21 protein-coding genes are annotated in these 22,637 nt (G+C 31.7%); 15 read left to right on the forward strand and 6 right to left on the reverse strand.

From position 1 onward, the window contains the following. Nucleotides 1-2: 2 nt before the first annotated feature. Nucleotides 3-1,244 (reverse strand): ribulose-bisphosphate carboxylase large subunit family protein, encoded by a 1,242-nt coding sequence (locus tag QLS71_RS18550; RefSeq protein WP_308992238.1) that lies wholly within the window; start codon nucleotides 1,242-1,244, stop codon nucleotides 3-5. Nucleotides 1,245-1,469: 225 nt separating this feature from the next. On the opposite strand from QLS71_RS18550, the gene QLS71_RS18555 reads away from it, so the two are divergent. Beyond that, complete coding sequence (locus QLS71_RS18555; RefSeq protein ID WP_308992237.1) at nucleotides 1,470-2,126, forward strand: HAD-IA family hydrolase; 657 nt, start codon at nucleotides 1,470-1,472, stop codon at nucleotides 2,124-2,126. On the opposite strand, the gene QLS71_RS18560 is transcribed toward QLS71_RS18555, so the two are convergent. The 4 genes from QLS71_RS18560 to QLS71_RS18575 all read right to left on the reverse strand — a co-directional run bounded on the left by QLS71_RS18560 (nucleotide 2,118) and on the right by QLS71_RS18575 (nucleotide 6,567). Continuing rightward, nucleotides 2,118-2,534 (reverse strand): DM13 domain-containing protein, encoded by a 417-nt coding sequence (locus QLS71_RS18560; protein WP_308992236.1) that lies wholly within the window; start codon nucleotides 2,532-2,534, stop codon nucleotides 2,118-2,120. The two genes, QLS71_RS18555 and QLS71_RS18560, sit on opposite strands and share 9 nt — an antisense overlap. A 68-nt stretch (nucleotides 2,535-2,602) precedes the next feature. Next, nucleotides 2,603-2,761 carry a hypothetical protein gene (locus tag QLS71_RS18565; RefSeq protein WP_308992235.1) on the reverse strand — a complete coding sequence of 53 codons (159 nt, stop codon included), beginning with the start codon at nucleotides 2,759-2,761 and terminating at the stop codon, nucleotides 2,603-2,605. A 7-nt stretch (nucleotides 2,762-2,768) separates the two neighbouring features. Beyond that, nucleotides 2,769-6,029 (reverse strand): cytochrome c biogenesis protein CcsA, encoded by a 3,261-nt coding sequence (gene ccsA, locus QLS71_RS18570; RefSeq protein ID WP_308992234.1) that lies wholly within the window; start codon nucleotides 6,027-6,029, stop codon nucleotides 2,769-2,771. Nucleotides 6,030-6,177: 148 nt separating this feature from the next. Beyond that, the gene (locus QLS71_RS18575; protein WP_308992233.1) at nucleotides 6,178-6,567 is read right to left on the reverse strand and encodes a group III truncated hemoglobin; all 390 of its coding nucleotides are present in this window, start codon (nucleotides 6,565-6,567) and stop codon (nucleotides 6,178-6,180) included. 176 nt (nucleotides 6,568-6,743) lie between these two features. On the opposite strand from QLS71_RS18575, the gene QLS71_RS18580 reads away from it, so the two are divergent. The 14 genes from QLS71_RS18580 to QLS71_RS18645 all read left to right on the forward strand — a co-directional run bounded on the left by QLS71_RS18580 (nucleotide 6,744) and on the right by QLS71_RS18645 (nucleotide 21,643). Beyond that, the gene (locus QLS71_RS18580; protein WP_308992232.1) at nucleotides 6,744-7,511 is read left to right on the forward strand and encodes a DUF2520 domain-containing protein; all 768 of its coding nucleotides are present in this window, start codon (nucleotides 6,744-6,746) and stop codon (nucleotides 7,509-7,511) included. Further along, nucleotides 7,492-8,001, forward strand: coding sequence for an HAD-IIIA family hydrolase (locus tag QLS71_RS18585; protein ID WP_308992231.1), 510 nt, complete (start codon nucleotides 7,492-7,494; stop codon nucleotides 7,999-8,001). The genes QLS71_RS18580 and QLS71_RS18585 overlap by 20 nt, the downstream gene beginning before the upstream one ends. 38 nt (nucleotides 8,002-8,039) lie before the next feature. Next, a complete protein-coding gene (locus tag QLS71_RS18590) occupies nucleotides 8,040-8,357 on the forward strand; it encodes a hypothetical protein (protein ID WP_308992230.1) in 318 nt (105 codons plus the stop codon). Between the two features lie 10 nt (nucleotides 8,358-8,367). Further along, complete coding sequence (locus QLS71_RS18595; protein ID WP_308992229.1) at nucleotides 8,368-9,279, forward strand: geranylgeranylglycerol-phosphate geranylgeranyltransferase; 912 nt, start codon at nucleotides 8,368-8,370, stop codon at nucleotides 9,277-9,279. After that, the gene (locus QLS71_RS18600; RefSeq protein WP_308992228.1) at nucleotides 9,279-9,872 is read left to right on the forward strand and encodes a Maf-like protein; all 594 of its coding nucleotides are present in this window, start codon (nucleotides 9,279-9,281) and stop codon (nucleotides 9,870-9,872) included. The genes QLS71_RS18595 and QLS71_RS18600 overlap by 1 nt, the downstream gene beginning before the upstream one ends. Before the next feature lie 62 nt (nucleotides 9,873-9,934). After that, on the forward strand, nucleotides 9,935-10,462 hold the full coding sequence (locus QLS71_RS18605) for a mechanosensitive ion channel domain-containing protein (RefSeq protein ID WP_308992227.1): 528 nt from the start codon (nucleotides 9,935-9,937) through the stop codon (nucleotides 10,460-10,462). A gap of 20 nt (nucleotides 10,463-10,482) precedes the next feature. After that, nucleotides 10,483-11,550: a magnesium/cobalt transporter CorA gene (gene corA, locus QLS71_RS18610; RefSeq protein WP_308992226.1), complete on the forward strand. Its 1,068-nt coding sequence runs from the start codon at nucleotides 10,483-10,485 to the stop codon at nucleotides 11,548-11,550. Between the two features lie 161 nt (nucleotides 11,551-11,711). Continuing rightward, nucleotides 11,712-14,237 carry a PIG-L family deacetylase gene (locus QLS71_RS18615; RefSeq protein WP_308992225.1) on the forward strand — a complete coding sequence of 842 codons (2,526 nt, stop codon included), beginning with the start codon at nucleotides 11,712-11,714 and terminating at the stop codon, nucleotides 14,235-14,237. Nucleotides 14,238-14,351: 114 nt separating this feature from the next. Further along, entirely contained in the window at nucleotides 14,352-16,064 is a 1,713-nt protein-coding gene (locus tag QLS71_RS18620) for a sodium:solute symporter (protein ID WP_308992224.1), read from the forward strand. Further along, a complete protein-coding gene (locus tag QLS71_RS18625; protein ID WP_308992223.1) occupies nucleotides 16,042-17,028 on the forward strand; it encodes a Gfo/Idh/MocA family oxidoreductase in 987 nt (328 codons plus the stop codon). The genes QLS71_RS18620 and QLS71_RS18625 overlap by 23 nt, the downstream gene beginning before the upstream one ends. 116 nt (nucleotides 17,029-17,144) lie before the next feature. Beyond that, nucleotides 17,145-19,646 carry a DUF2339 domain-containing protein gene (locus tag QLS71_RS18630; RefSeq protein WP_308992222.1) on the forward strand — a complete coding sequence of 834 codons (2,502 nt, stop codon included), beginning with the start codon at nucleotides 17,145-17,147 and terminating at the stop codon, nucleotides 19,644-19,646. Further along, a complete protein-coding gene (locus tag QLS71_RS18635) occupies nucleotides 19,639-20,859 on the forward strand; it encodes a hypothetical protein (protein WP_308992221.1) in 1,221 nt (406 codons plus the stop codon). The genes QLS71_RS18630 and QLS71_RS18635 overlap by 8 nt, the downstream gene beginning before the upstream one ends. A 129-nt stretch (nucleotides 20,860-20,988) precedes the next feature. Beyond that, a complete protein-coding gene (locus QLS71_RS18640; RefSeq protein ID WP_308992220.1) occupies nucleotides 20,989-21,453 on the forward strand; it encodes a hypothetical protein in 465 nt (154 codons plus the stop codon). Beyond that, a complete protein-coding gene (locus QLS71_RS18645) occupies nucleotides 21,443-21,643 on the forward strand; it encodes a helix-turn-helix transcriptional regulator (protein ID WP_308992219.1) in 201 nt (66 codons plus the stop codon). The genes QLS71_RS18640 and QLS71_RS18645 overlap by 11 nt, the downstream gene beginning before the upstream one ends. Nucleotides 21,644-21,720: 77 nt before the next feature. On the opposite strand, the gene QLS71_RS18650 is transcribed toward QLS71_RS18645, so the two are convergent. Next, nucleotides 21,721-22,572 carry a DUF2911 domain-containing protein gene (locus QLS71_RS18650; protein ID WP_308992218.1) on the reverse strand — a complete coding sequence of 284 codons (852 nt, stop codon included), beginning with the start codon at nucleotides 22,570-22,572 and terminating at the stop codon, nucleotides 21,721-21,723. Nucleotides 22,573-22,637 lie beyond the last annotated feature (65 nt).

Below are 22,637 nucleotides of genomic sequence, written 5' to 3' on the forward strand. Positions count from 1 at the left end.
GCTTAACCAAATTTAACAACAGATTCTCCAAACTCTTTATACTGTTTTGCTGTTTCTTCCAAAGTCATCCCTTTTACAGCCGAATCCCAAGCTTGGTGTAATGCGCGAACACCACCAGCAGGACCAGAAGGATGTGCCATAATTCCACCTCCTGCCATATAAAGCAAATTGGTGGTTTGGGTTCTTTTATAGGTTTCAAAAGCTTGACCGCCCCATTGACCAGAAGACACTACTGGAATAACCGATTCATTATTTAAAAAGGGGGTGTGGCATGATTTTATGGAACGAACCACAGCGTCATCAGACTCCCAAAACTTATTTTTTATACCATTTACATGCATTTGATCGACACCTGCCAATCTCCAAATTTTATTGTATGCTGGAAAATTTATACCTAAAAGCGGATGTCTATTTAACATACCCCAGCCATTTCTATGCCCGTGAATAGAGAGCTCCCCAAAATCACAAACCTGCTTTACGCCTGCCCAACCTATACTATTAATACTCATCATGGCACAAGTTCCTCCTGCTTTTACAACCGTATCATAATTGGTTTTCATGGTATCTAAATCGCCGGTAATATTAAAGGCATACATGATTTTTTTACCTGTTTTATCTGCAAAATCATTAATCACTTTCATAATTTGTTCAACCCTTACTGCAAAAGGTGAATTTCCTGAAGACGCTAAGAGTTCATCATCTTTAACAAAATCAATACCTGCTTCTGCCAAAGTTTTAACCAAATTGGCTGTGTATTCTGGGGTTAAACCCACACTTGGTTTTATTATAGTTCCAATCATGGGGCGTTCTAAGCCAACCGAAGCGAGCTCTTTAGTGCCTTTCATTCCAAAATTAGGTCCTTTAAAATGATTCTTATAAGACTCTGGCAATTCGAAATCGTCTAACTTAAGACCTGTAAACTGACGTAATTCGTATAAATTGCCTTGAAGTGTTGAAATGAGTGTTGGTATGTTATATCCAAAATTTTCAACAGACCAAGACACAGTCACTTTAGCCTGTGTATAGGTTTTATTATCAATTATTTCACCAGGCATACTCGGTGCAGAAACCTCTCCTAATACTTCAATGGCTTCAACCCGAGCAGCAAAACGTGTTTTAAGTTCATCGGTTTCTCCAGGCACCGATACAAAAGTTCCACTAGATTGCTCGCCTGCAAGTACAGCAGCGGCTTGTTCTACCTTATAAGGTGTTTCAATAAGATATGTTGCTTGTATTCTTTCCATTTAAAATATGCGTAAAAAAGTATATACTGTAAAATTGAACATAATTTTTGTTAACACTATCCTGCTCTACCCTGTAAAAATGCATAAAGTTTTTTAGACGAAAGTAAGTTGAAATAGTAAAAATTTAAATCATTTGATTAAGAGGTGACTTAGGAAAAACAACCTCATTGTTTTTATTGGGCTTATTTAGACTATTCTTATATCTTCGCAAAAAATAAAATTGAAATGCTAAAAGCTGTGATTTTTGATATGGATGGGGTTATTATTGAAAGTGAACCTCTTCATCATTATGCTTACCATAAAATGTTTAATGATGTAAATGTAGAAGTGAGCGATACACTATATGAAACGTTTACGGGAAAATCAACTATAAATGTTTGTAAACAAGTTTGTGAACTTTTTAGTTTAAAAGAAACCCCAGAATATTTGGTATCTTTAAAAAGAAAGCATTTTGATGCTGTTTTTAATAACAATGTTGATTTCGATTTGATTGAAGGTGTTTTGAATTTAATCAAAGACCTTCACAGTAATGGGGTTACATTGGTTTTAGGATCCTCTGCCACCATGCCAAGTATTGAACGTATTTTTAATCGTTTTGATTTAAACCCTTATTTTATTGGCAAACTAAGTGGTGCCGATTTAAAACAATCCAAACCGCATCCTGAAATTTTTATTAATGCCGTTAAATTATCTGGATTTAAACCTGAAGAATGTATGGTCATTGAAGATTCTACCAATGGTATTTTAGCAGCTAAAGGTGCAGGTGTATTTTGCATTGGCTTTGATAGTTTTCACTCTAAAAACCAAGATTACAGTAAAGCAGATTTAGTGATTAAAAAGTTTGAAGAAATTAGTTTTGATAAAATTAAAACACTACTTTAAAACTGAATATCCGAAGTTTACCGAAAAAGTAACACACCAAACAATAACATGATTGTATACGGCATAATCTATATTAGTAGGTAGCGCATATTCATAATTACCATTGACACCTTGTAAAGCTCCTAAAGTTATGTAGGTTGAAGCTGAAGTATCTGTTGCTAAATACACTTCCAATAAAGGACCATCATCTGTTTTAAAATTGGTAAAAGATAAAATAGTTTTAGCTTCATTTATTGTAGCTTTTCCAGAAGTTGGATGAGCACTCGACATAAAATCACCTTCAAATGTTGAAGTATTCATCATTTCATCTTCTTCCATTTGCATTTCCGCCTCCATCATTGGGGTGTCTGAACTAGAACATGATTGAAAAGATATTAAAACGATAAATAACAAATAATAGATTTTCATAATAAATGGTTTTAAAGAACTGGTTTTGTTAGTCGAGTTACAATTGAAACCATTACAAAGAACACTAATTAACTATTCTCTTTATTCTCTTTTGCTTTTTGAATAATAGCTTTTAGTTTTTCTTTTCGCAACTGCTCTTGTTCCTTTTTCTTGTTCTTTTTTTGAACCATTAATTTGGAATGCTTCGCTTTATTTTTTGTGTTCTTATCACGTTCTGTTTTAGCCATAATTAAATTACTTTTTATAATGTTTTGCATAGCCTCGGTAGGCTAAAACACCTAATAAAGCGATGATACTAATAGCAATAGCGATAGCATTAAAACTGGCAATTTGCTGACCCGATTGGTAGGAATGCAATCCAGACAGATAAAAATTAACACCAAAATATGTAAAAATAATACTTGAAAAAGCCACAATAGACATTAAGTTAAAAAACCATCTACCACGAAGTCCTGGAATTAATCGCATGTGAATAACAAAGGCATAAACCATAATACTTATAAGCGCCCAAGTTTCTTTAGGATCCCAACCCCAATAACGTCCCCAGCTCTCATTTGCCCACATACCACCTAAAAAGTTTCCTATGGTTAACATTACCAAACCTACCGTTAACGCCATTTCGTTAATGATGGTAAGTTCTTTAATGTTTAAATCCATTTTTATTTTATTCTTTTCCGTCGTGAAGATCATTAAAAACAATACCACTACACCTAGAATCATTCCCAAGGTAAACGGACCATAACTGGCCACAATTACCGCCACATGTATCATGAGCCAATAACTGTTTAAAACAGGTTGTAGATTGGCAATGGCTGGATCCATCCAATTCCAATGAGCAATCATTAACAACATAGCAGTTACAAAAGCTCCTGCAGCTATGGTTAAATTAGACGTATTTCTTTTTCCTAAAACAGCCAATACTATTCCTGAAATATCACCTTTATTAATCTTCACCTTTTTCTTACTCATACCTACAATAAAACCAAATAACATGGTGGACCAAGCCACATAAATCATAGATTCGTAAGCATCACTCCATGGTGCATGTCCAGAAATGTACCAACGTGTAATCAGGCCTAAAGTGTGTAAAATAAATAAAACAAAAATGATAGCTTTAAAAACGGTAATTGTAATATCTAACGCTTTACTTTTCTCTTTAAAAATTTGAACAATTAACAATACAAAAAGTAAACTACCCGTATATAAATACCAACTAAATAGTTTTTTAAAAATATCGTACTTATTATATAGAATTTCAGTACTTATTTTTTTATCGGTTAGCATCACTTCTGCACCATATTGATGCTGCGTTTTTTTGAAAGCGTCTAATAATTTGGTAGCTTCTGAAAAATCGCCCGATTGTTTTGCTGTATTTAATGTGTATAAATACATTTTGAAACCATTTTTTATAAAGTTTCCATAAAGAGAGTCTTGGATTTTATGAGTATCATTTTTATAATCGAAAGCAGAGATCCATTTATTGTTTTCATCATTAGGAATCGGGAATATTTTTAACGACATTCCTTCCACTGTATTATATAATAAATTCACACGTTGGTCGGCTTCTTTAAATTCCTTTTGAAAGCCATTAGGTGTTGTTGTTTTATAAGCTTCATCTAAATAAGGTGCTAATTTATAATCGCCTCTCTCAGTAAAAAAATCGGCTAATGCCACATATTTTTCACTTTCATCTACACCTATAATATGCCTGATAGAATCGGCTTTTTTCTTAGCTAAGTATATAATTGGTACATTATACCAAAGCATCGGACTTTCTTGAATTGATAAGAATACTTGATTCGCATCAAAATCTCCATAACTATCATTTTTACTTAACTTACGAAGCATTTCTGATGCATAGGTATTCACTGGCATCATGCGCCCACTTAAATCTTGAATAACCAAATGCCCAAAAGCATCGGCATGTTCCTTTGGCGTAATATTTGCTGCTAAAACAGAATCTATTTGTGCTTGTGTTGGTTTCGAATTGTGGTTATGTCCATCATCTTCAGAATGCGTTTGTGCAAATGAATTCAACCCAAAACACAATATAAAAACACCTAATAATTTGGCTTTTTTGGCTTTAACTTTTTCTAATTGCTTTTTTAAATCACCAAAGCGAGATCCCTTTGCAAATAAAATAGCCATCAACCCATAATACAATAAAAAATAACCTATATAAGTAATTAAAGAACCCCAATAATCATGATTTACTGACAAAATAGTCCCTTTTTCATCTGGATCAAAACTCGATTGAAAAAAGCGATAACCGCCATGATCTAAAATGTTATTCATAAAAATTTTATAATCATAACTACTTTCTTTCTCATCTATAACCGTTACTTGACTAGAATATGCCGAATAACCATTTTCGGTGCCTGGGTAGCGTTCAGCTTCAAAATCGTTTAATTTAATAGCAAAAGGTAACTCAACCACTTTAGAACCATACTTAAAAGCGAAATCTAAACCGCCAACTGAAACTTGTTTGAATGCGTTATTCATACCTTTACCTCCTAATAAACCAATACGTTGTGTTTCGCCTTTTGTAGTTACTTTTAAGACAACACCATCTTCATCATTCTTTAAAATTTTTGATTTTTGAACAATGTCAAAAACTCCTTTAACAACTGGCTTTGGAAATACCATTTGCATATCGCCAATTACATAACGTGAACGTAGAATTAAAGGCTGTAAACTATCTTTTACTAAAGCGCCTTGAGCCATGGTTGCCATAACCATGTACTCACCTTCAAACGGTGATTGAATAGTAAGCGCGTCGTTATTATAGGTAATGTTTATAGCTCCATCCGTTGGTTTATTAAGCGCAAATAATATATTATGGATGCTTTGTACTTCTCCTACTTTTAAAAAGTGATTGTGTGGTGCACCTCCACCTGCTTCAACCATTTTTAAGTATTTCTCGCCTTTTTCGTCTGGAATAATATCTTCTTCTGCACCTTTAATAAATTTCTCCAACTCTATAGTTACTGGTTGTTGGTCGTATTTAGTTTCAATTTTAAAATCGTTTTCTAAACGTGCAGAAAAATCAACTTCCTTTTCCAAAGGCAAACGTTGTGCTACACCATCAATTTGATAATCACCATCTATATAAGTTGTGATGTATGTTTTTTGTGATAGAAATGAGTTTTCGGTAGCCCCTTCTCGAATGGCCATCATCCCTTCAAAACTTATATATCGGGTAATAAAAGCTCCTAGTAAAATAAAAATAAAGGATAAATGCAATACTAAGGTTGACCATTTTCCTTTTTTATGAAGTTTAAATCTAAAAATATTACCTACAAAATTGATAACAAAAAACACCATAATAGCCTCGAACCACCAAGCATTGTAAATTAAATTTCTAGTATAAGGCGTTGGTGATGTTTCTTGTCCAGCATCTAAAAACGTACCTGTAGCCATAGCTGCTGCAAATACTATAAATAAAATACCGGTAAGTCGTGTTGAAAAAAGAATTTTGGCGAGTTTATTTTGCATAATACGAACCCATTTTAAGGTCGGGCAAATTTAAGTATTTAAGTTTATTTTGAAGTGTTAAAGTTTGTAAAAAAGACCATATTACAGAAGACAAAACACAAGTTTGATTCAACTTTTTTAAATAGAAGTAAAATGTTTTCAAAACTTCCTATTGATTATGCCTTGCTTCAAAAATTTTTAAATATAAAAATGTTCCCATTTTACGAGCACGCTGTTTAGCATTATTAGCATAGTCTCCTTCAAAAAGTTCGTCAATGGTTTCAAACCAAAGATTTAACCACAAACCAAAATGCAATTCAGTAATACTGTTATTATTTTCACTATCTACTTTTACATGTGTTTCTAACGGATTACCTAAGTATTTGGTTTTCAAAAACAAACTCGCTTCCCAAAAAGAAGTCAAGTTTTCTAAATGTACATCCCAATCTTTTATAACATCATTAAAAAACGGACCTAAAATAACGTGCTTTCTAACTTTTACATAAAATGACGATACTAATAAATAAACATCATCTCTGGTTTTAATATCCTTTTTCATAAAAACAAAATTAAACTATTATTCTCACTAAAATGTAAAGTCTCAAAGTCATATTATTTAAATAGATTGATAAAATATCATTAAAATTTTTCAATTCATATTAAGTGACTTTGCCGCTTTGAAACTTTGCCGATTTTAACATTTAACTTTCAATATAACTTATGTATTTTTGCGATATGATTTCAGTAGTGATTCTCGGCGCAGGCAATGTTGCCACACATTTATTTAAAGCTTTTAATAAAACAGAAAAAGTATCTGTTGTCCAATGGTATAATAGAAGTATTGACATTATCAAACCTTATAAAAATGAGATAGATACCATTGACGACTTAACTCAACTTAAAGACGCCGATTTATATATTTTAGCCGTTAGTGATGATGCTATTAAATCACTTTCATCACAACTCCCTTTTGAAAATAGATTGGTTGTACACACCTCTGGCGCAGCTGGAATTTACGACATTGACAAAAAACATAAACGTGGTGTTTTCTATCCGTTACAAACCTTTAGCAAAACAGCCCCTATCGATTTTTCAAACGTGCCTATTTGTATTGAAGCACTAGAAAATCAAGATTATCAAGTTTTAAAAAAATTAGCCAAAACTGTTGGAAGCCCTACTAAAAAAGTAAATACCGACCAACGTAAAGTATTGCATCTTGCAGCTGTTTTTGTAAATAACTTTACAAATCAACTTTACAGAGTAGCGCACGAAATAACAGAAAGTGAAGGTGCTGAATTCGACCTTTTAAAACCACTCATTCTAGAAACCGCCAAAAAAGCACAAGACGTATCGCCATATATGGCGCAAACAGGTCCTGCAAAACGCAACGATAAAAAAACCTTAAAAAAGCATTTAAAACTTTTACAGGATCAACATCATAAAGATATTTACAACCTATTAACAACCTCAATACAACGCACTCATGGAAGAAAAAAGTTATAAAGAATATTTAAATCATATTACCACGTTTATTTTTGATGTAGATGGTGTGTTAACCGATGGTACCGTTTTAGTAACAACATCGGGCGAATTATTAAGAAGCATGGGGGTTAAAGATGGCTATGCCTTAAAATGTGCTGTAAATGCAGGATATAATGTGGCTATAATTTCTGCAGGAACCAACGAGGGTGTTAAACTACGTTTAGAAGGTTTGGGCATTAAAGATGTATTTCTTGGTGCACACGATAAGATAAAACAATTCGAAACTTACATAAAAACGAATAACATAAAGTCAGAAAACATACTTTATATGGGTGATGATATTGCTGATTATCCTGTAATGAAAATAGTTGGATTACCTAGTTGTCCGCAAGATGCCATTCCTGAAATTAAAGGAATTTCTAAATATATATCACATAAAAAAGGAGGCGAAGGTGCTGCCAGAGATGTTATTGAGCAGGTTTTAAAAGTACAAGGGAAATGGTTCATTTAAGTAAATAATTCCTTTTTGGAATTCCTAAACATATTGAATTGAGCAGAAATAGAAGAAGACATAGTACCGGTTTTGGTTATATTGGTTTTGGAAACAATCAAGGTCTTTTTAATCAACATTCAAAAAAAGCATTCTCTTCTCTTAAAGAAACTCTTGAACAAAACTCTCAAACTCATTTTCAACTCAATTTCACTCATAAAGACTTAACAAAAGCTGAAAAAGAAATTATAAAGAATAAAATTAGGAAAGCTGAAAAACTTCAAATAAGAAAAACAATTGTCCTTTTAATTTTGATTTTAATTTTAGTTATTTTTTCTATTAAATTATTAATAGATAACTTTATGTCTAATATTTAATTCCTTTTCATTGAACATCATAAACCTCATCCGCTGGAAAAATTTATTAATGATTGCTATTGTGCAATTACTTATTAAATATGCCCTTTTAGAACCTTTCGGCGTTCCAACAAGTTTGAACACTTTAGGAATAGTTTTATTAATATTAGCAACCATTTGCATCGCTGCTGCGGGTAATATTATTAATGACATTTATGATATTGAAACCGATTTTATTAATAAACCAGATAAAATTATTGTTGGAAAATCTATTTCAGAAAAAACAGCATATAACTTATTTATTATTTTTAATGTAGTTGGAGTTAGCATCGGGTTTTATTTATCGCATATGGTAGATAGAAATGCTTTTTTCTCGTTATTCGTTATCATTTCAGCATTACTTTATGTGTATGCTACTTATTTAAAGCAAACACTTTTAATTGGCAATATTGTTATTTCGGTTTTAGTCGCTTTATCACTCATCATCGTGGGCATTTTTGAGTTACTACCCGCAACAATAAGCTTCAACCAGCAAACACAATTAACTTTTTTTAAAATTATTTTCGATTATGCTGTATTTGCATTCATTATTAATTTACTTCGAGAAATAACCAAAGATCTTGAAGATATAAATGGCGATTATAAAGCTGGTATGAACACCTTGCCTATTGCTATTGGTACCAAACGGGCAACTAAAGTATTATTTACATTATCTTTCGTCCCTTTATTTATTGTGGGTTCTTATGTTGTTAACTCGCTTTATAAAAACCAAATAGCAGTTTTATACTTTTTAATCTTTATAATAGCTCCGTTAATTTATATTACCATCAAGCTTTTTAATGCCTCCACAAAAAAAGATTTTCATCATATTAGCAACATGCTAAAATTAGTGATGCTTTTTGGAATGCTTTCGTTACTTTTATACAAGTATATTTTATTATAATGTTAAACGAAAAAATAAAAGATTACCATATTATCTTAGCTTCCGGCTCTCCAAGAAGACAGGAATTCTTTAAAACATTAGGGTTAGATTTTGAAATTCGATTAAAACCGATAGCTGAAGAATATCCAACTCGTTTAAGGCATTTTGAAATAAGCGATTACTTAGCTCAACTCAAAGCTTTACCCTTTAAAAATGAATTAAAAGAAAAAGATATCTTAATTACTAGCGACACCATTGTATGGCACAACAACAAAGCTTTAGGGAAACCTAGAAATGAAACGGAGGCTTTTCAAATGATTAAATCGTTAAGCAACACAACACACGAAGTCATAACATCCGTTTGCTTTACAACAAAAACTTTTGAAAAAACATTAAATGCAGTTACAAAAGTTACTTTTAAAGATTTATCTGATGATGAAGTTTTATACTATATAACTATTTTCAAACCATTCGATAAAGCGGGTGCTTACGGCATCCAAGAATGGATTGGACTTATTGGCGTTACGAAAATTGAAGGCTCTTATTTTAATGTTATGGGCTTGCCCACTCATATAGTTTACCAAACATTAAATAACATCGTTAATGTTAACTAAATAAGACCCTAGATATTTAAGAGTATTGGTATCTTTATTAAATAATTAAATTAGATTTTTTTATGTTTTTAGATTATCAAAATAAACTTATAATTACAGGATTTGTTCTTTTATCATTATTATTAATTAGATACATTACAAATTTTACTATTACCAAAATAGCCAGAAAGAATGAGATAAATGAGGCTAGAATAAGACTCATTCGTCGATACGTAACTATTACTTTGTTTTTAATTGCATTACTTATAGAAGCTTTTGTTTTTGGCACTAGACTTGAAGATTTAGCCGTTATTTTTTCTTCAGTGTTTGCTGTTATAGGTATCGGATTGTTTGCTATTTGGTCTATTTTAAGCAATGTAACTTCTGGAATTATTATGTTTTTCTCATTTCCGTATAAAGTTGGAGATAAGATACAAATTCACGATAGTGATTTTCCTATAGAAGCGATTATTGAAGATATTGGAGCCTTTCAATTACACCTGCGCTTAAACAATGGCAACCTTGTTACCTATCCAAATAATCTGATGCTACAAAAAGCAGTGACACTTATTAAAAAAGATGCTATAGATGATGGTGTAGATTTTATCTAAATATTATATATATTTATAAAATGTCTAAAAACAGAATTAAAAAGCAATACAAAAAATTAGGAAAGTCGCCCGGTAGTATGATTTATACTGGTGAAAAATCAACTAAAAAATTATTTATTGAAGTTTTTGATTATAACGTTGAAAAATGTATCGAAAAAGAACTGGCTACCATTGAAGATGCTTTCAACTTTAAACTTTCAGATTCTGTAACATGGATTAATATTAATGGCTTAAACCATGTTGAAGACATTGAAAAATTAGGCACGCACTATAATTTACATCCACTTGTTTTAGAAGATATTGTTAGTATTTCTCAGCGTCCAAAAATAGACGAATATGATGACTACCTATTTGTTGTTCTAAAAATGCTTTATATAGATAAAAATGACACTATTACTTCGGAACAAGTTAGTTTTGTATTAGGAAAGGGTTATGTATTATCGTTTCAAGAATCTGAGGGCGATGTATTTGATGCTGTTAGAGAGCGCATCAGACAAGGAAAAGGCAGAGCACGAACCTTACAAGCCGATTATTTACTTTACATCTTGATGGATGCCATTGTAGACCATTATTTTACCATTATTGAAGCGTTAGGAGATAAAATTGAAGATTTTGAAGATTGTATTTTTTCAGGACAAGTAAGTAAAACCATCAATAAAGATATTCAAGATTTAAAAAGAGAAATACTTCGAGTACGACGCGCCATTTTTCCGCTTCGTGAAGTTATTAATCGTATTGAAAAACACGAAAGCCCACTTATTCTTAAAAAAACAAAAACCTTTTACCGCGATATTTACGACCACATAATACAAGTATCTGAAAACATAGATATTTACCGCGAAATGATTTGGGGTTTAATGGATATGTACATGACCACCATTAGCAATAAAATGAATGAAGTGATGAAAGTGCTTACCATTATGGCATCTATTTTTATTCCATTAACCTTTATTGCAGGCGTATATGGAATGAATTTCGACAATATCCCAGAATTACATTATGAATATGCATACCCTGTTTTTTGGGGCAGTATGGTTATTATATTTTTAGGTATGCTTTATTATTTTAAACGGAAGAAGTGGCTTTGATTAGACGGTAAATTTGCAGGGTTTAGATCTTAATTTACAACAGGACGAACTACAGACTAAAGACTAGAATCTAAAAGACTTTCTAACGTTAAATAATCATTAAAACCACCACCTAGCCTATATTACTTTGTTATATTTGATTTTTAGCTAACTAAACAAATATGCAAAGAGTTCTACTTACTTTTATATTATCATTTTTAACTTTTACATTTTCACACGCCCAAAGCCCCACAACACCTTCATCTTCAGAGATTTTTGAATCTATTCAAAAGCTTAACTTTTTAGGGTCTGTGTTATACATTGCGGCGCACCCAGACGATGAAAACACCCGTTTAATTTCATACATGTCAAACCATGTAAAAGCCAAAACAACTTACTTATCACTAACGCGAGGTGATGGCGGACAAAACCTTATTGGTCCTGAAATAAGAGAACTTTTAGGCGTTATTAGAACCCAAGAATTATTAGCCGCAAGACGTGTAGATGGAGGCGAACAACGATTCACCCGAGCAAACGATTTTGGTTATTCTAAAGAACCCGAAGAAACTTTAGCTATTTGGAATAAAGAAGCTGTTTTAAGTGATGTGGTTTTAGCCATTCGTACACTTAAACCAGATATTATTATTAACCGATTTGACCATAGAACACCAGGAACCACACACGGACATCATACGAGTTCTGCCATGTTAAGTTTTGATGCTTTTGATTTGGCTGCAAATAAATCGGCATTTCCAGATTTACTAAAACAAGCTGGTGTTTGGCAACCAAAACGGTTGTTTTTTAATACAAACTCTTGGTTTTATAGAAGTCAGGAAGACTTTGACAAAGCGGACAAAAGCAACATGCTAAGTTTTGATATTGGTACCTATTATCCATTAAAAGGAATGTCAAATAACGAAATAGCTTCTTTGGCCAGCAGTCAACATTTATGTCAAGGTTTCGGACGTTTAGCTCAACGTGGCACTCAAAAAGAATACATCGAGTTTTTAAAAGGAGATCCATTAGTGAATAAGGAAAATATATTTGATGGTATTGATACATCATGGAATCGCGTTAAAGGCGGCAAAGCTATTGGTGATATTCTATATGCCATTGAAACTGATTTCAACTTTAAAGACCCATCTGTTCATATAGCACAATTAATAGAAGCCTATAAATTACTCCAAAACATCGAAGACAAACATTGGAAAACTCAAAAAACCAATGAGTTAAAATCGATTATTGAAATGTGTGCTGGTTTATATTTAGAAGCCTCAGCAGAAATACCAACAAGCAGCTTAAATCAAACTATAAAAGTTAATATAGAGGCTTTAAATAGAAGCAATCAAGATATTGTTTTAGAAAGTATTATGAAATGGGATGGAAAAACAATTACAAAAAATTTAGAATTAAAAAATAACGATTCTGAAAAATTTGAAACCGAATACTATATTTCAACTGAAGAAAAATATACATCACCATATTGGCTAGATAAAAAAGGCACATTAGGTATGTACGAAGTTGAGAACACGGCATTAATTGGGTTACCCGAAACACCCAGAACCATCGTAATAAATTTCAATTTAAAAATAAATAACACTGCTATTACTTTCAGTAAACCTGTTGTATATCGCTATGCAAAACCAGATAAAGGTGAATTGTACCGTCCTTTTGAAATCATTCCAGAAGCTTCAGCTAAAATTTCAGAAAAAGTCATCATTTTCAACAATGATAATCAACGTGATATTAGTGTGATTGTAAAAGCAGGTCGTGATCATTTAGAAGGTTTTATTGAAATTAACCATCCAAAAGATTGGAACGTATTTCCTGAAAAACAAAAAGTAAGCATAACACATAAAGGTGAAGAACAAACACTCACATTTACAGTTATACCTCCTAAAAATCAAAGTGAAGGTTATATAAATCCAATTGTTCATATAAACGATAAAAGTTACACTAAAGAACTTATAGAGATCAATTACGAACACATTCCGTTCCAAACGGTATTGTTACCAAGCGAAAGCAAAATGGTACGTTTAGATATTAAAAAGAAAGGTGAAAAGATAGCCTATATAGCTGGAGCAGGTGATGTTGTTCCAGAAAGTCTACAACAAATTGGTTATAACGTTATAACTATAAAACCCGATGATATAAACCCGGAAACTTTAAGTAAGTTTGATGCGGTAGTTGTGGGTATAAGAGCTTACAATACGGTTGAAAATCTAGAGTTCAAACAACCCTTTTTGTTTGACTTTGTTGCCAATGGCGGAAACATGATTGTACAATACAATACCAGTAGAGGTTTAAAAATAGATAATATAGCTCCATACGATTTAAAATTATCGAGAGACAGAGTTACCGATGAGAATGCAGAAGTTCGTTTTTTAAGTCCGAATCACGCCATTTTAAACTATCCAAATAAGATAACCCAAAAAGATTTTGAAGGTTGGACGCAAGAGCGCGGTTTGTATTTTCCTGATTCTTGGTCTAAAGACTTCACTCCTATTTTATCTATGAATGATAAAAATGAAACACCTAAAGATGGTAGCTTATTGGTTGCAAAACATGGAAAAGGCTATTATATTTATACGGGTTTAAGCTTTTTTAGAGAATTTCCTGAAGGTGTTTCAGGTGCGTATAGATTATTCGCCAACATGCTTTCTATTGGTAAAGAAGATTTAAAGTTAGAATCCAAATTAAACAATTAGTTATGAAGGAAGACAAACCAATAAAACAACCTTGGCTAAAACTCTACTCTTTAGTTTTAATAGCGAATGTCGTCTATTTTATAGCCTTTTACCTAATTATGCAAGCCTTTTAATATGCAAATACTAAGCTTAATAGATTGGGTTGTTTTAAGTGCCACCTTACTTGCTATTGTTATTTATGGTACTTGGCAAACCAGAGGCAGTCAAAATGTTCAAGATTACTTAAAAGGTGGTAATACGTCTAAATGGTGGACCATTGGTTTATCGGTTATGGCAACACAAGCAAGTGCTATTACCTTTCTTTCAACACCAGGACAAGCTTTTAACGATGGTATGGGTTTTGTCCAATTTTATTTTGGGTTACCTATTGCCATGGTGGTTATATGTATGGTTTTTATCCCGTTGTACCACCGACTGAATGTTTATACTGCTTATGAATTTTTAGAAAACCGTTTCGATTTAAAAACCAGAACCCTAACTGCTATCCTGTTTTTAATACAACGAGGATTGGCTGCTGGTATTACTATTTTTGCGCCCGCCATTATTTTATCGGTTGTATTGGGTTGGGATTTACTAACCCTAAATATTATAATAGGCGTTTTAGTAATTATTTATACCGTTTCAGGGGGTACACGTGCCGTGAACGTAACTCAAAAACACCAAATGGTGGTTATTTTTATTGGCATGCTCATTGCCTTCTTTTTAATAGTTGATAAGCTTCCACAGGATATTACCTTTAGTAAAGCGTTAAGTATAGCTGGAGCTAGTGGTAAGATGGAGATTTTAGATTTTTCATTCAATTTAAATAATCGTTACACCTTTTGGAGTGGTGTTATTGGTGGTACATTTTTAATGCTATCTTATTTTGGGACTGACCAAAGTCAGGTTCAACGTTATTTATCTGGAAAGTCTGTTAAAGAAATGCAATTGGGTTTAATTTTTAACGGATTATTGAAAGTGCCCATGCAATTTTTCATTTTACTTGTGGGTGTTATGGTGTTTGTGTTTTATCAATTTAATGAAGCACCAATCAATTTTAATCCTACAGCAACGGAGCTTGTTTTAAATTCTGAATTTTCAGAAGAATTTATAAAGCTTCAAAAAGAACAAAAAACCGTTTTTAATGATAAACAAAAACATATTCAATCGTTTATTACTTCTCAAAGCATAAAAGATTCAAAAAGCATATCGATAGCGAATGCTGCACACGATTCTATTAGAAACAAAGCTCGTTTATTGATTGATAAAGCTTCAGAAAATAAAAACATTAAAGTTGAAAGCAATGATAAAGATTATGTATTTATTCATTTTATATTGAATAATTTACCGCGTGGCCTAATAGGCTTGCTTCTAGCTGTTATTTTAAGTGCTGCCATGTCTAGTACTTCCAGCGAATTAAATGCTTTGGGCTCTACTACCACCATCGATTTATACAAACGAAACACGAGTGAAAAAACAGAAGAACACATGGTAAAAGCTTCTAAGTGGTTTACTTTTGCTTGGGGAATCATGGCTATTGGCGTAGCTTGCGTTGCAAATCTTGCCGAAAACTTAATACAGTTAGTAAACATTATAGGTTCCATTTTTTACGGCAATGTATTAGGTATCTTTCTTTTAGCTTTTTTCTTTAAATTTGTAAAAGGACAGGCTGTTTTTATAGCTGCTTTAATAACTCAAATTATTGTAATTGGATTATTCCTACTTAATGAATATGAGGTTATAAATCTGCCATTTTTATGGCTAAATTTTGTGGGATGTGCTATTGTTATAGCCATTGCATGCTTGCTTCAACTAATTAATAAAAATGACAGAACAATCACCGCTTAAAAAAATCAAATGGGGCATTATTGGTTTGGGAAGAATAGCCAACAGTTTTGCTACCGATCTTTTAACTATAAACGATGCAGAACTTTACGCAGTAGCTTCTCGTAATCAAGAAAAAGCCAATGATTTTGCCGAAAAATATGGTGCAAAAAAAGCATATGATAATTACGAATCCTTAGCTAAAGACCCAAATATTGATGCGGTTTATATTGCAACACCACATGCGCTACACAAAGAAAATGCGATCATGTGTTTAGAAAATGGTATTGCAGTTCTAGGAGAAAAACCTTTTGCTATGAATGCCAATGAAGTGGATGCCATGATTGCAAAGGCTAAAGAAAAAAATGTGCTACTTATGGAGGCACTTTGGACTTATTTTTTACCACATTATCAATTTGTTTTAAAGGAGTTGAAAAACAAAACTTATGGCGAAATCATTAAAATTGAAAGTGACTTTGGGTTTCAACGTCCATACAATACTGAAACCAGACTTTTTAATAAATCTATGGGTGGCGGAAGCTTGTTAGATATTGGCATCTACCCTATTTTTGCATCACTTTCCACTTTAGGTTTACCTAAAAATATAGAAGCATCTGCTACCTTTTTTGAAAATGGCACCGACTCATCATGCCACATGCTTTTTAATTATAATAACAACGTAAAAGCACATTTAAAAAGTTCGCTTTTAGAAGTTTTACCAACACAAGCCATTTTTTATTGTGAAAAAGGGATTATAAAAATTAACACTCAATTTCATTGCCCAACTACTGTAACATTAATTATCGATGGTCATGAAAAAACTTTAGATTTTGATTATAATACTATTGGTTATAATTTTGAAACCATTCACTTTAACAACTTACTTAGAGAAGGCAAAACAGAAAGTGACATTATGACTTTTGAATTTAGTAAGCAACTTATAAAAACACTTGATCATGTTAGAAACCTTATTGGACTAAAATATTAAATTATTATAGCTTATTAAGAATAAAACAGCCTCTTTCTTCTTGAACCAAGTAAGTCACTGAACCTCCTGTTTTCTGGAAAAATAGATTATATTTGGGCTTCAACTAATAAACTATTATGGAAGGTTTTCTATTTTTAATTATCTTAGTATTACTTGTAATAATTCTTTCAAAGAACAGTTCACATAACAAAGACATTAAAAGTTCCATTGAGGATATAAATGAAAAGCTAAATCAATTAAAAAAGAGCTTATCTTCCCCTGAAAACATAACAGCAAGACCTACGGTAGATGTGAAGCCAACTCCAAAAGTTGAGCCCGTAATAATAAAACCGGTTGAACAAAAACCAATTATTATTGAACCTAAGCCTATTGTTGCAGATGCTATTTCTAAGCCTATTGCTGTACCAAAACCGGTTCATATTACTGAACCAATAAAACCAAAAACTCCTGTAATTCCTCAAAAATCATGGTTTGAAACTTTTAAAGAAAAGAATCCCGATTTAGAAAAATTTATTGGTGAGAATCTTATTAATAAAATTGGGATTCTAATTTTAGTTTTAGGGATCAGTTTTTTTGTGAAATACGCTATTGATAAAAACTGGATTAACGAATACGCTCGTGTTGGAATCGGTATTTTATGTGGATCGCTGGTAATGGGAATTGCCCACAAACTCAAAAAAAACTATGCTGCATTTAGTTCGGTCATGGTTGCTGGCGCTATCAGTATCTTTTATTTCACCATTGCCATTGCGTTTCATGAATACCAGTTGTTCAACCAAACCGTGGCGTTTATTATCATGGTTGTTATTACCGCATTTAGTGTTTTAATTTCGGTCGCTTATAATAGACAAGAGCTCGCTGTTCTATCCCTAATTGGTGGTTTTGCTGTGCCTTTTATGGTAAGTACAGGAAGTGGTAATTACATGGTGCTATTCACATATATTGCCATTTTAAATATAGGAATTTTAGCTATTTCGTATTTCAAAAAATGGAAAGTTGTTACTATATTGTCTTTCATTTTTACCACCTTACTTTTCTTTTCATGGGTTGTAAAAGAATTATTTAGCAACACCTTACCACATGCTGGTGCGCTTGCCTTTGCAACATTGTTTTATTTTATATTTAATATCACCATTGTATTAAATAATCTTAGAAACAAAGGTACTTTCTCCATTATTGAATATGGAATTCTAATAGCAAACACCTTCTTTTTCTTCGGAATTGGATTAACTATTATTCACGATTGGGAACTTCAAATTAAAGGTGTTTTCACACTTTCACTTGCGCTATACAACCTTGTTTATGCTATTATTCTTTATAAAAAATTCGGATTAGATAAAAACTCCATTTATCTATTAATAGGCTTAACATTAACCTTCGTAACCTTGACGATTCCCATCCAATTTAAAGGAAATTACATCACAGTGTTTTGGGCTGCCGAAGCGGTTTTATTGTTCTGGTTATCACAAAAATCAAAGATCAATGGTTTTAAATATGGTGCTATTGCAGTACAAGGTTTAAGTATAATTAGCTTGATGATTGATTGGGTACAGGCCTACGATATGTATAATGAACCCTCATTACAGCTTATTTTAAATCCTATATTTATTACAGGTATTGTTGTATTGACGGCATTAATAGCCACCTATTTTATTATTAAAAAGGAAACTGTCAATTTTAAAGTTTTAGGTTTTGATTTAGACCTTTCACTTTACAAAAATTTGCTTTTAATTGCAGCAGTTGGTATTGGTTATTTAGTTGGTATTCTAGAAATTATTTATCAATCAAATCAATATATTTCCAACCAAGCTTCTGCCCTTTCATTTGCAATCACTTATCATTTTATATTTAGTGCTGCGTTAGTATTCTTTGGTTTAAAAAACAAAAGCAATCGCTTCAAAAAGTTTGTTTTGTTATTGGCTCTAGTAAATATTGCACTCTATTGTGTTATATTTTACCGACTTTCTTCAAACGAAATGGCTGTAAATTATAATTTACAATTAACATACAATTATGCCTTTTTGTTTCATTATATTATTTTGGCGTGCATGGTTTACTTCGGTATTTGTTTACTAAATCATGCAAAAGAAAAACCTGTATTTGGCTTTTTACAGTCTAAAGTCGCTCTTTGGCTATTTGCTATGACATTAGTATATGTTTTTAGTAATGAAGTTATTATTCATAGTTTAAAATTAGCACCACAATTGGTTGATGTTACTCAGTTAGAAACTAATTACCCCGCTAAAAATGTTAATGATGTTTATTATGATGACTACAATAGAACGAGTTTTATTAGTGATGAATTTAATGATGTTAAGCGTCAAGTCATTAAAATAGGGTACCCCATTTTGTGGGGTATTTTATCATTTATATTTCTAATTATAGGAATTAAAAAACAATGGAAACAACTGCGTATTATATCGCTTTCACTTTTAGGAATCACGATTGTAAAACTATTTGCTTATGATATTAACAATGTATCAGAAACAGGAAAAATAATTGCATTCATTCTTTTAGGGGTTCTTGTTTTAGTAATCTCTTTTGTATATCAAAAAATAAAAAAATTAGTTGTAGAAGAAGATGTAGATCATTCTAAAAACCCAGACACCCATGTATAAACAGTTACTTAATATATTTATATTACTTTCAACAGTTACCATGTTTTCTCAAAACTACAGAGGAACCATTTCTGAAATTAATCAAAGTGGATTTCACAAAATATTGCTTTCTCCTGAAATTCGTTCGGCAAGTGCATCGAATACCAATTATTTTAGAATTATAGATGGTAACACAAATGAAGTGCCTTATGTACTGTTAAATGATAAAAGTACTGTACAATCTTCATACAAACCGTTCACTTTCGATGCTGTAAATAATACAAAAGATTCTATTTCTTCTATTATTATTGAAAATAAAAACAAGTTAAAACTTGATCATTTTACCTTCAAAATCGCCAATACAAAAGTTAAAAAAACCTATACAATAAGCGGTAGCAATGATAAAAATGAATGGTATGGTTTAGCTACGAATCAGGTATTTTATGGTTTAAATGAAGCTGAAAAAACAACGGTAGAACAGACGTTTTCATTTCCGCTAACCGATTATGCATTTATAAAATTTGAATTCAATAACAAAGAATCACTACCACTTCAAATTCTAAATATTGGTACTTATGAAAATCAGTTATCAACGGTTGAACAAGTAGAGATTACCGATTTTAAAATAAAGAACAAAACTAATAAAGAAAAGAAAACTTCACAATTAACTGTCACTTTCACTATGCCGCAACACCTTGAAAGTATGGTTTTTGATATTGAAAATGATGTGTTTCTACGTGAAGCAAAAATTTTAGTAAATAGAACCAGAGCTATCAAAAAAAGAACAGAAAACTACCAAGAAAATATTTTTAATTTTGAATTGCATTCTGGTACTCATAATACTTTTGAATTACCTTATGTTTTTGAAAAAGAGATCGTTATTGAAATTGAAAACAATGATAATCCGCCATTAAATATTAAGCATATAAAATTCTATCAAAAGCCACTTTATGTTATTTGTAATTTTAAAAATGGTGAAACTTACGAAGCTATTATAGACACCACATTACAAAAACCCATTTACGATTTGGTTAATTTTAAGGCTTCTTTTAATACCGATTTACCTGAGGCAACAATTACTAATTTCAGTAAAATAAAAACTCAAAATAAAGCTTCTGAAAATAAATCATTTTGGGAAACTAATGCTTTTATGTGGCTTTGCATTATATTGGCAATAGTGGTTATTAGCTATTTTGCTTTGGGTTTACTTAAGGATTTAAAGAAACAAAATTAATTTCATTCAGCTCTTATCAACAAGAAAGACAACAAAACCTTACTTTAAGTAAATTTTATTTGTCCATATGTAAAGTTTGTTTTACTTTTGATTTATCAATCATATAAATCAATCTTAAAACGAATCATTATGAAAACAAATTATTTATTACCTCACAAGTATAAAAAACTTGGTTGGACATTATTATCATTAGGAATTATTTCTTTTATAATATTAGGCAGTACACAATATGAGGGCGGTTTTTTTGAAATAAAAGTATTGTCTATATTTAATTATGACTATACTAACAAGACCTTTTTTAAAATAATAAAAGATGATATACGTAATGAAGTCATATCAATTTTAATAATCGTAGGAGGTCTACTTGTCGGTTTTACTAAAGAAAAAATTGAAGATGAGTTCATTTACAAATTGAGAAATGATTCTTTAGTATGGGCTTTTATTCTCAATTATACAATTCTGTTAATTACAATTCTTTTTATTTACGGTGGAGATTTTTTTGAAGTAATGATGTATAACATATTCACACCTTTAATTTTCTTTATTATTCGCTTCAATTTTTTAAAATATAAATCGAGAAGTCATGAAGAATAATATAAAAGTACAACGCGCCATTCATGATATGACCCAAGCGGATTTAGCCGATAAAATTGGTGTGAGTAGACAAACCATAAATGCTATGGAGAAAAACAAGTACGTGCCTTCCACAGTGTTATCTTTAAAAATTGCAAAGCTATTCGAAGTCCCACTTGAAGGTATTTTCTTTTTAGAGGATGAAGACTAAAAACTAACAAACCTCACAGATTTTAAAACCTGTGAGGTTTGTTTAAAATATTAAGATATAATCCAAAACCAATTAAATTACATCGATCCCCATTCTTTTAAAGAGTCTTGATTCATTTTTACATAATCGGCATTTCCAGCTTTTTCCGCCGCTGCTAATGATTTTTTTGCAGCAGCAATAGCACCTTTTTTGTCTCCAGCTTTGGCATATATTAACGATTGTTTTCTTAATTGCCAAAAAGCAACCTTATCGCCTGCCATGCTTATAGCCTTATCAACCCACTCTTTTGCTTGTTTAATATCTTTTCCTTCTTCTAAATAATAAACCGCAGCAGCATAATAATCGTTGCCTGTAGGGGTTCCATTCATGACATCATTAATACTAGTAAGCACCATTTCATCTGTTGGAACTTCAATTTTAACCCCAACATATATACTTTCCCACATCATCCCTAAAACAGCAGAACCACTAGTTAAATCATCAAAGGTCATAGTGAAAGTTTCTATTTTAACTGGCAAAGGGTAAAGCTCTGCAGTTACTCTAGCAGCCACTTTAGACTCATCCCATTCTTTTGGTGTTCCACCATTTGACGCGTCAGTATAAAATACCACATTCCAAGAAGTTTCGTTTGGTGTTGCGTAAATAGCATAACTTCCGGCTTTTAAGGTATTGCCTCCTATGGTTACATCTGTACTAAATGTAATTTTAGTATTGGCATTAGCTCCCAAACGCCAAAGTTTACCATAAGGCACTAAATTACCAAAAATAACACGATCTCTCATAGATGGTCTAGAGTATTCTAAGGTCACATCGGTCAAACCTACCTTTTGTTCTAATTTACTAAAAGGACTTGGTTGAGGTGTTGCAATTTGTGCATTAACAGAAAATGTGGCTGTTATTGCTAATAAAATTAATAGTAGTTTTTTCATTTTCAAATATTTTATTTATGTTTTTTATATATGATATAAATTTAATCAATACATAGCCCTGAAAT

The sequence above is a fragment of the Mariniflexile litorale genome, assembly GCF_031128465.2.
Taxonomy (GTDB): domain Bacteria; phylum Bacteroidota; class Bacteroidia; order Flavobacteriales; family Flavobacteriaceae; genus Mariniflexile; species Mariniflexile litorale.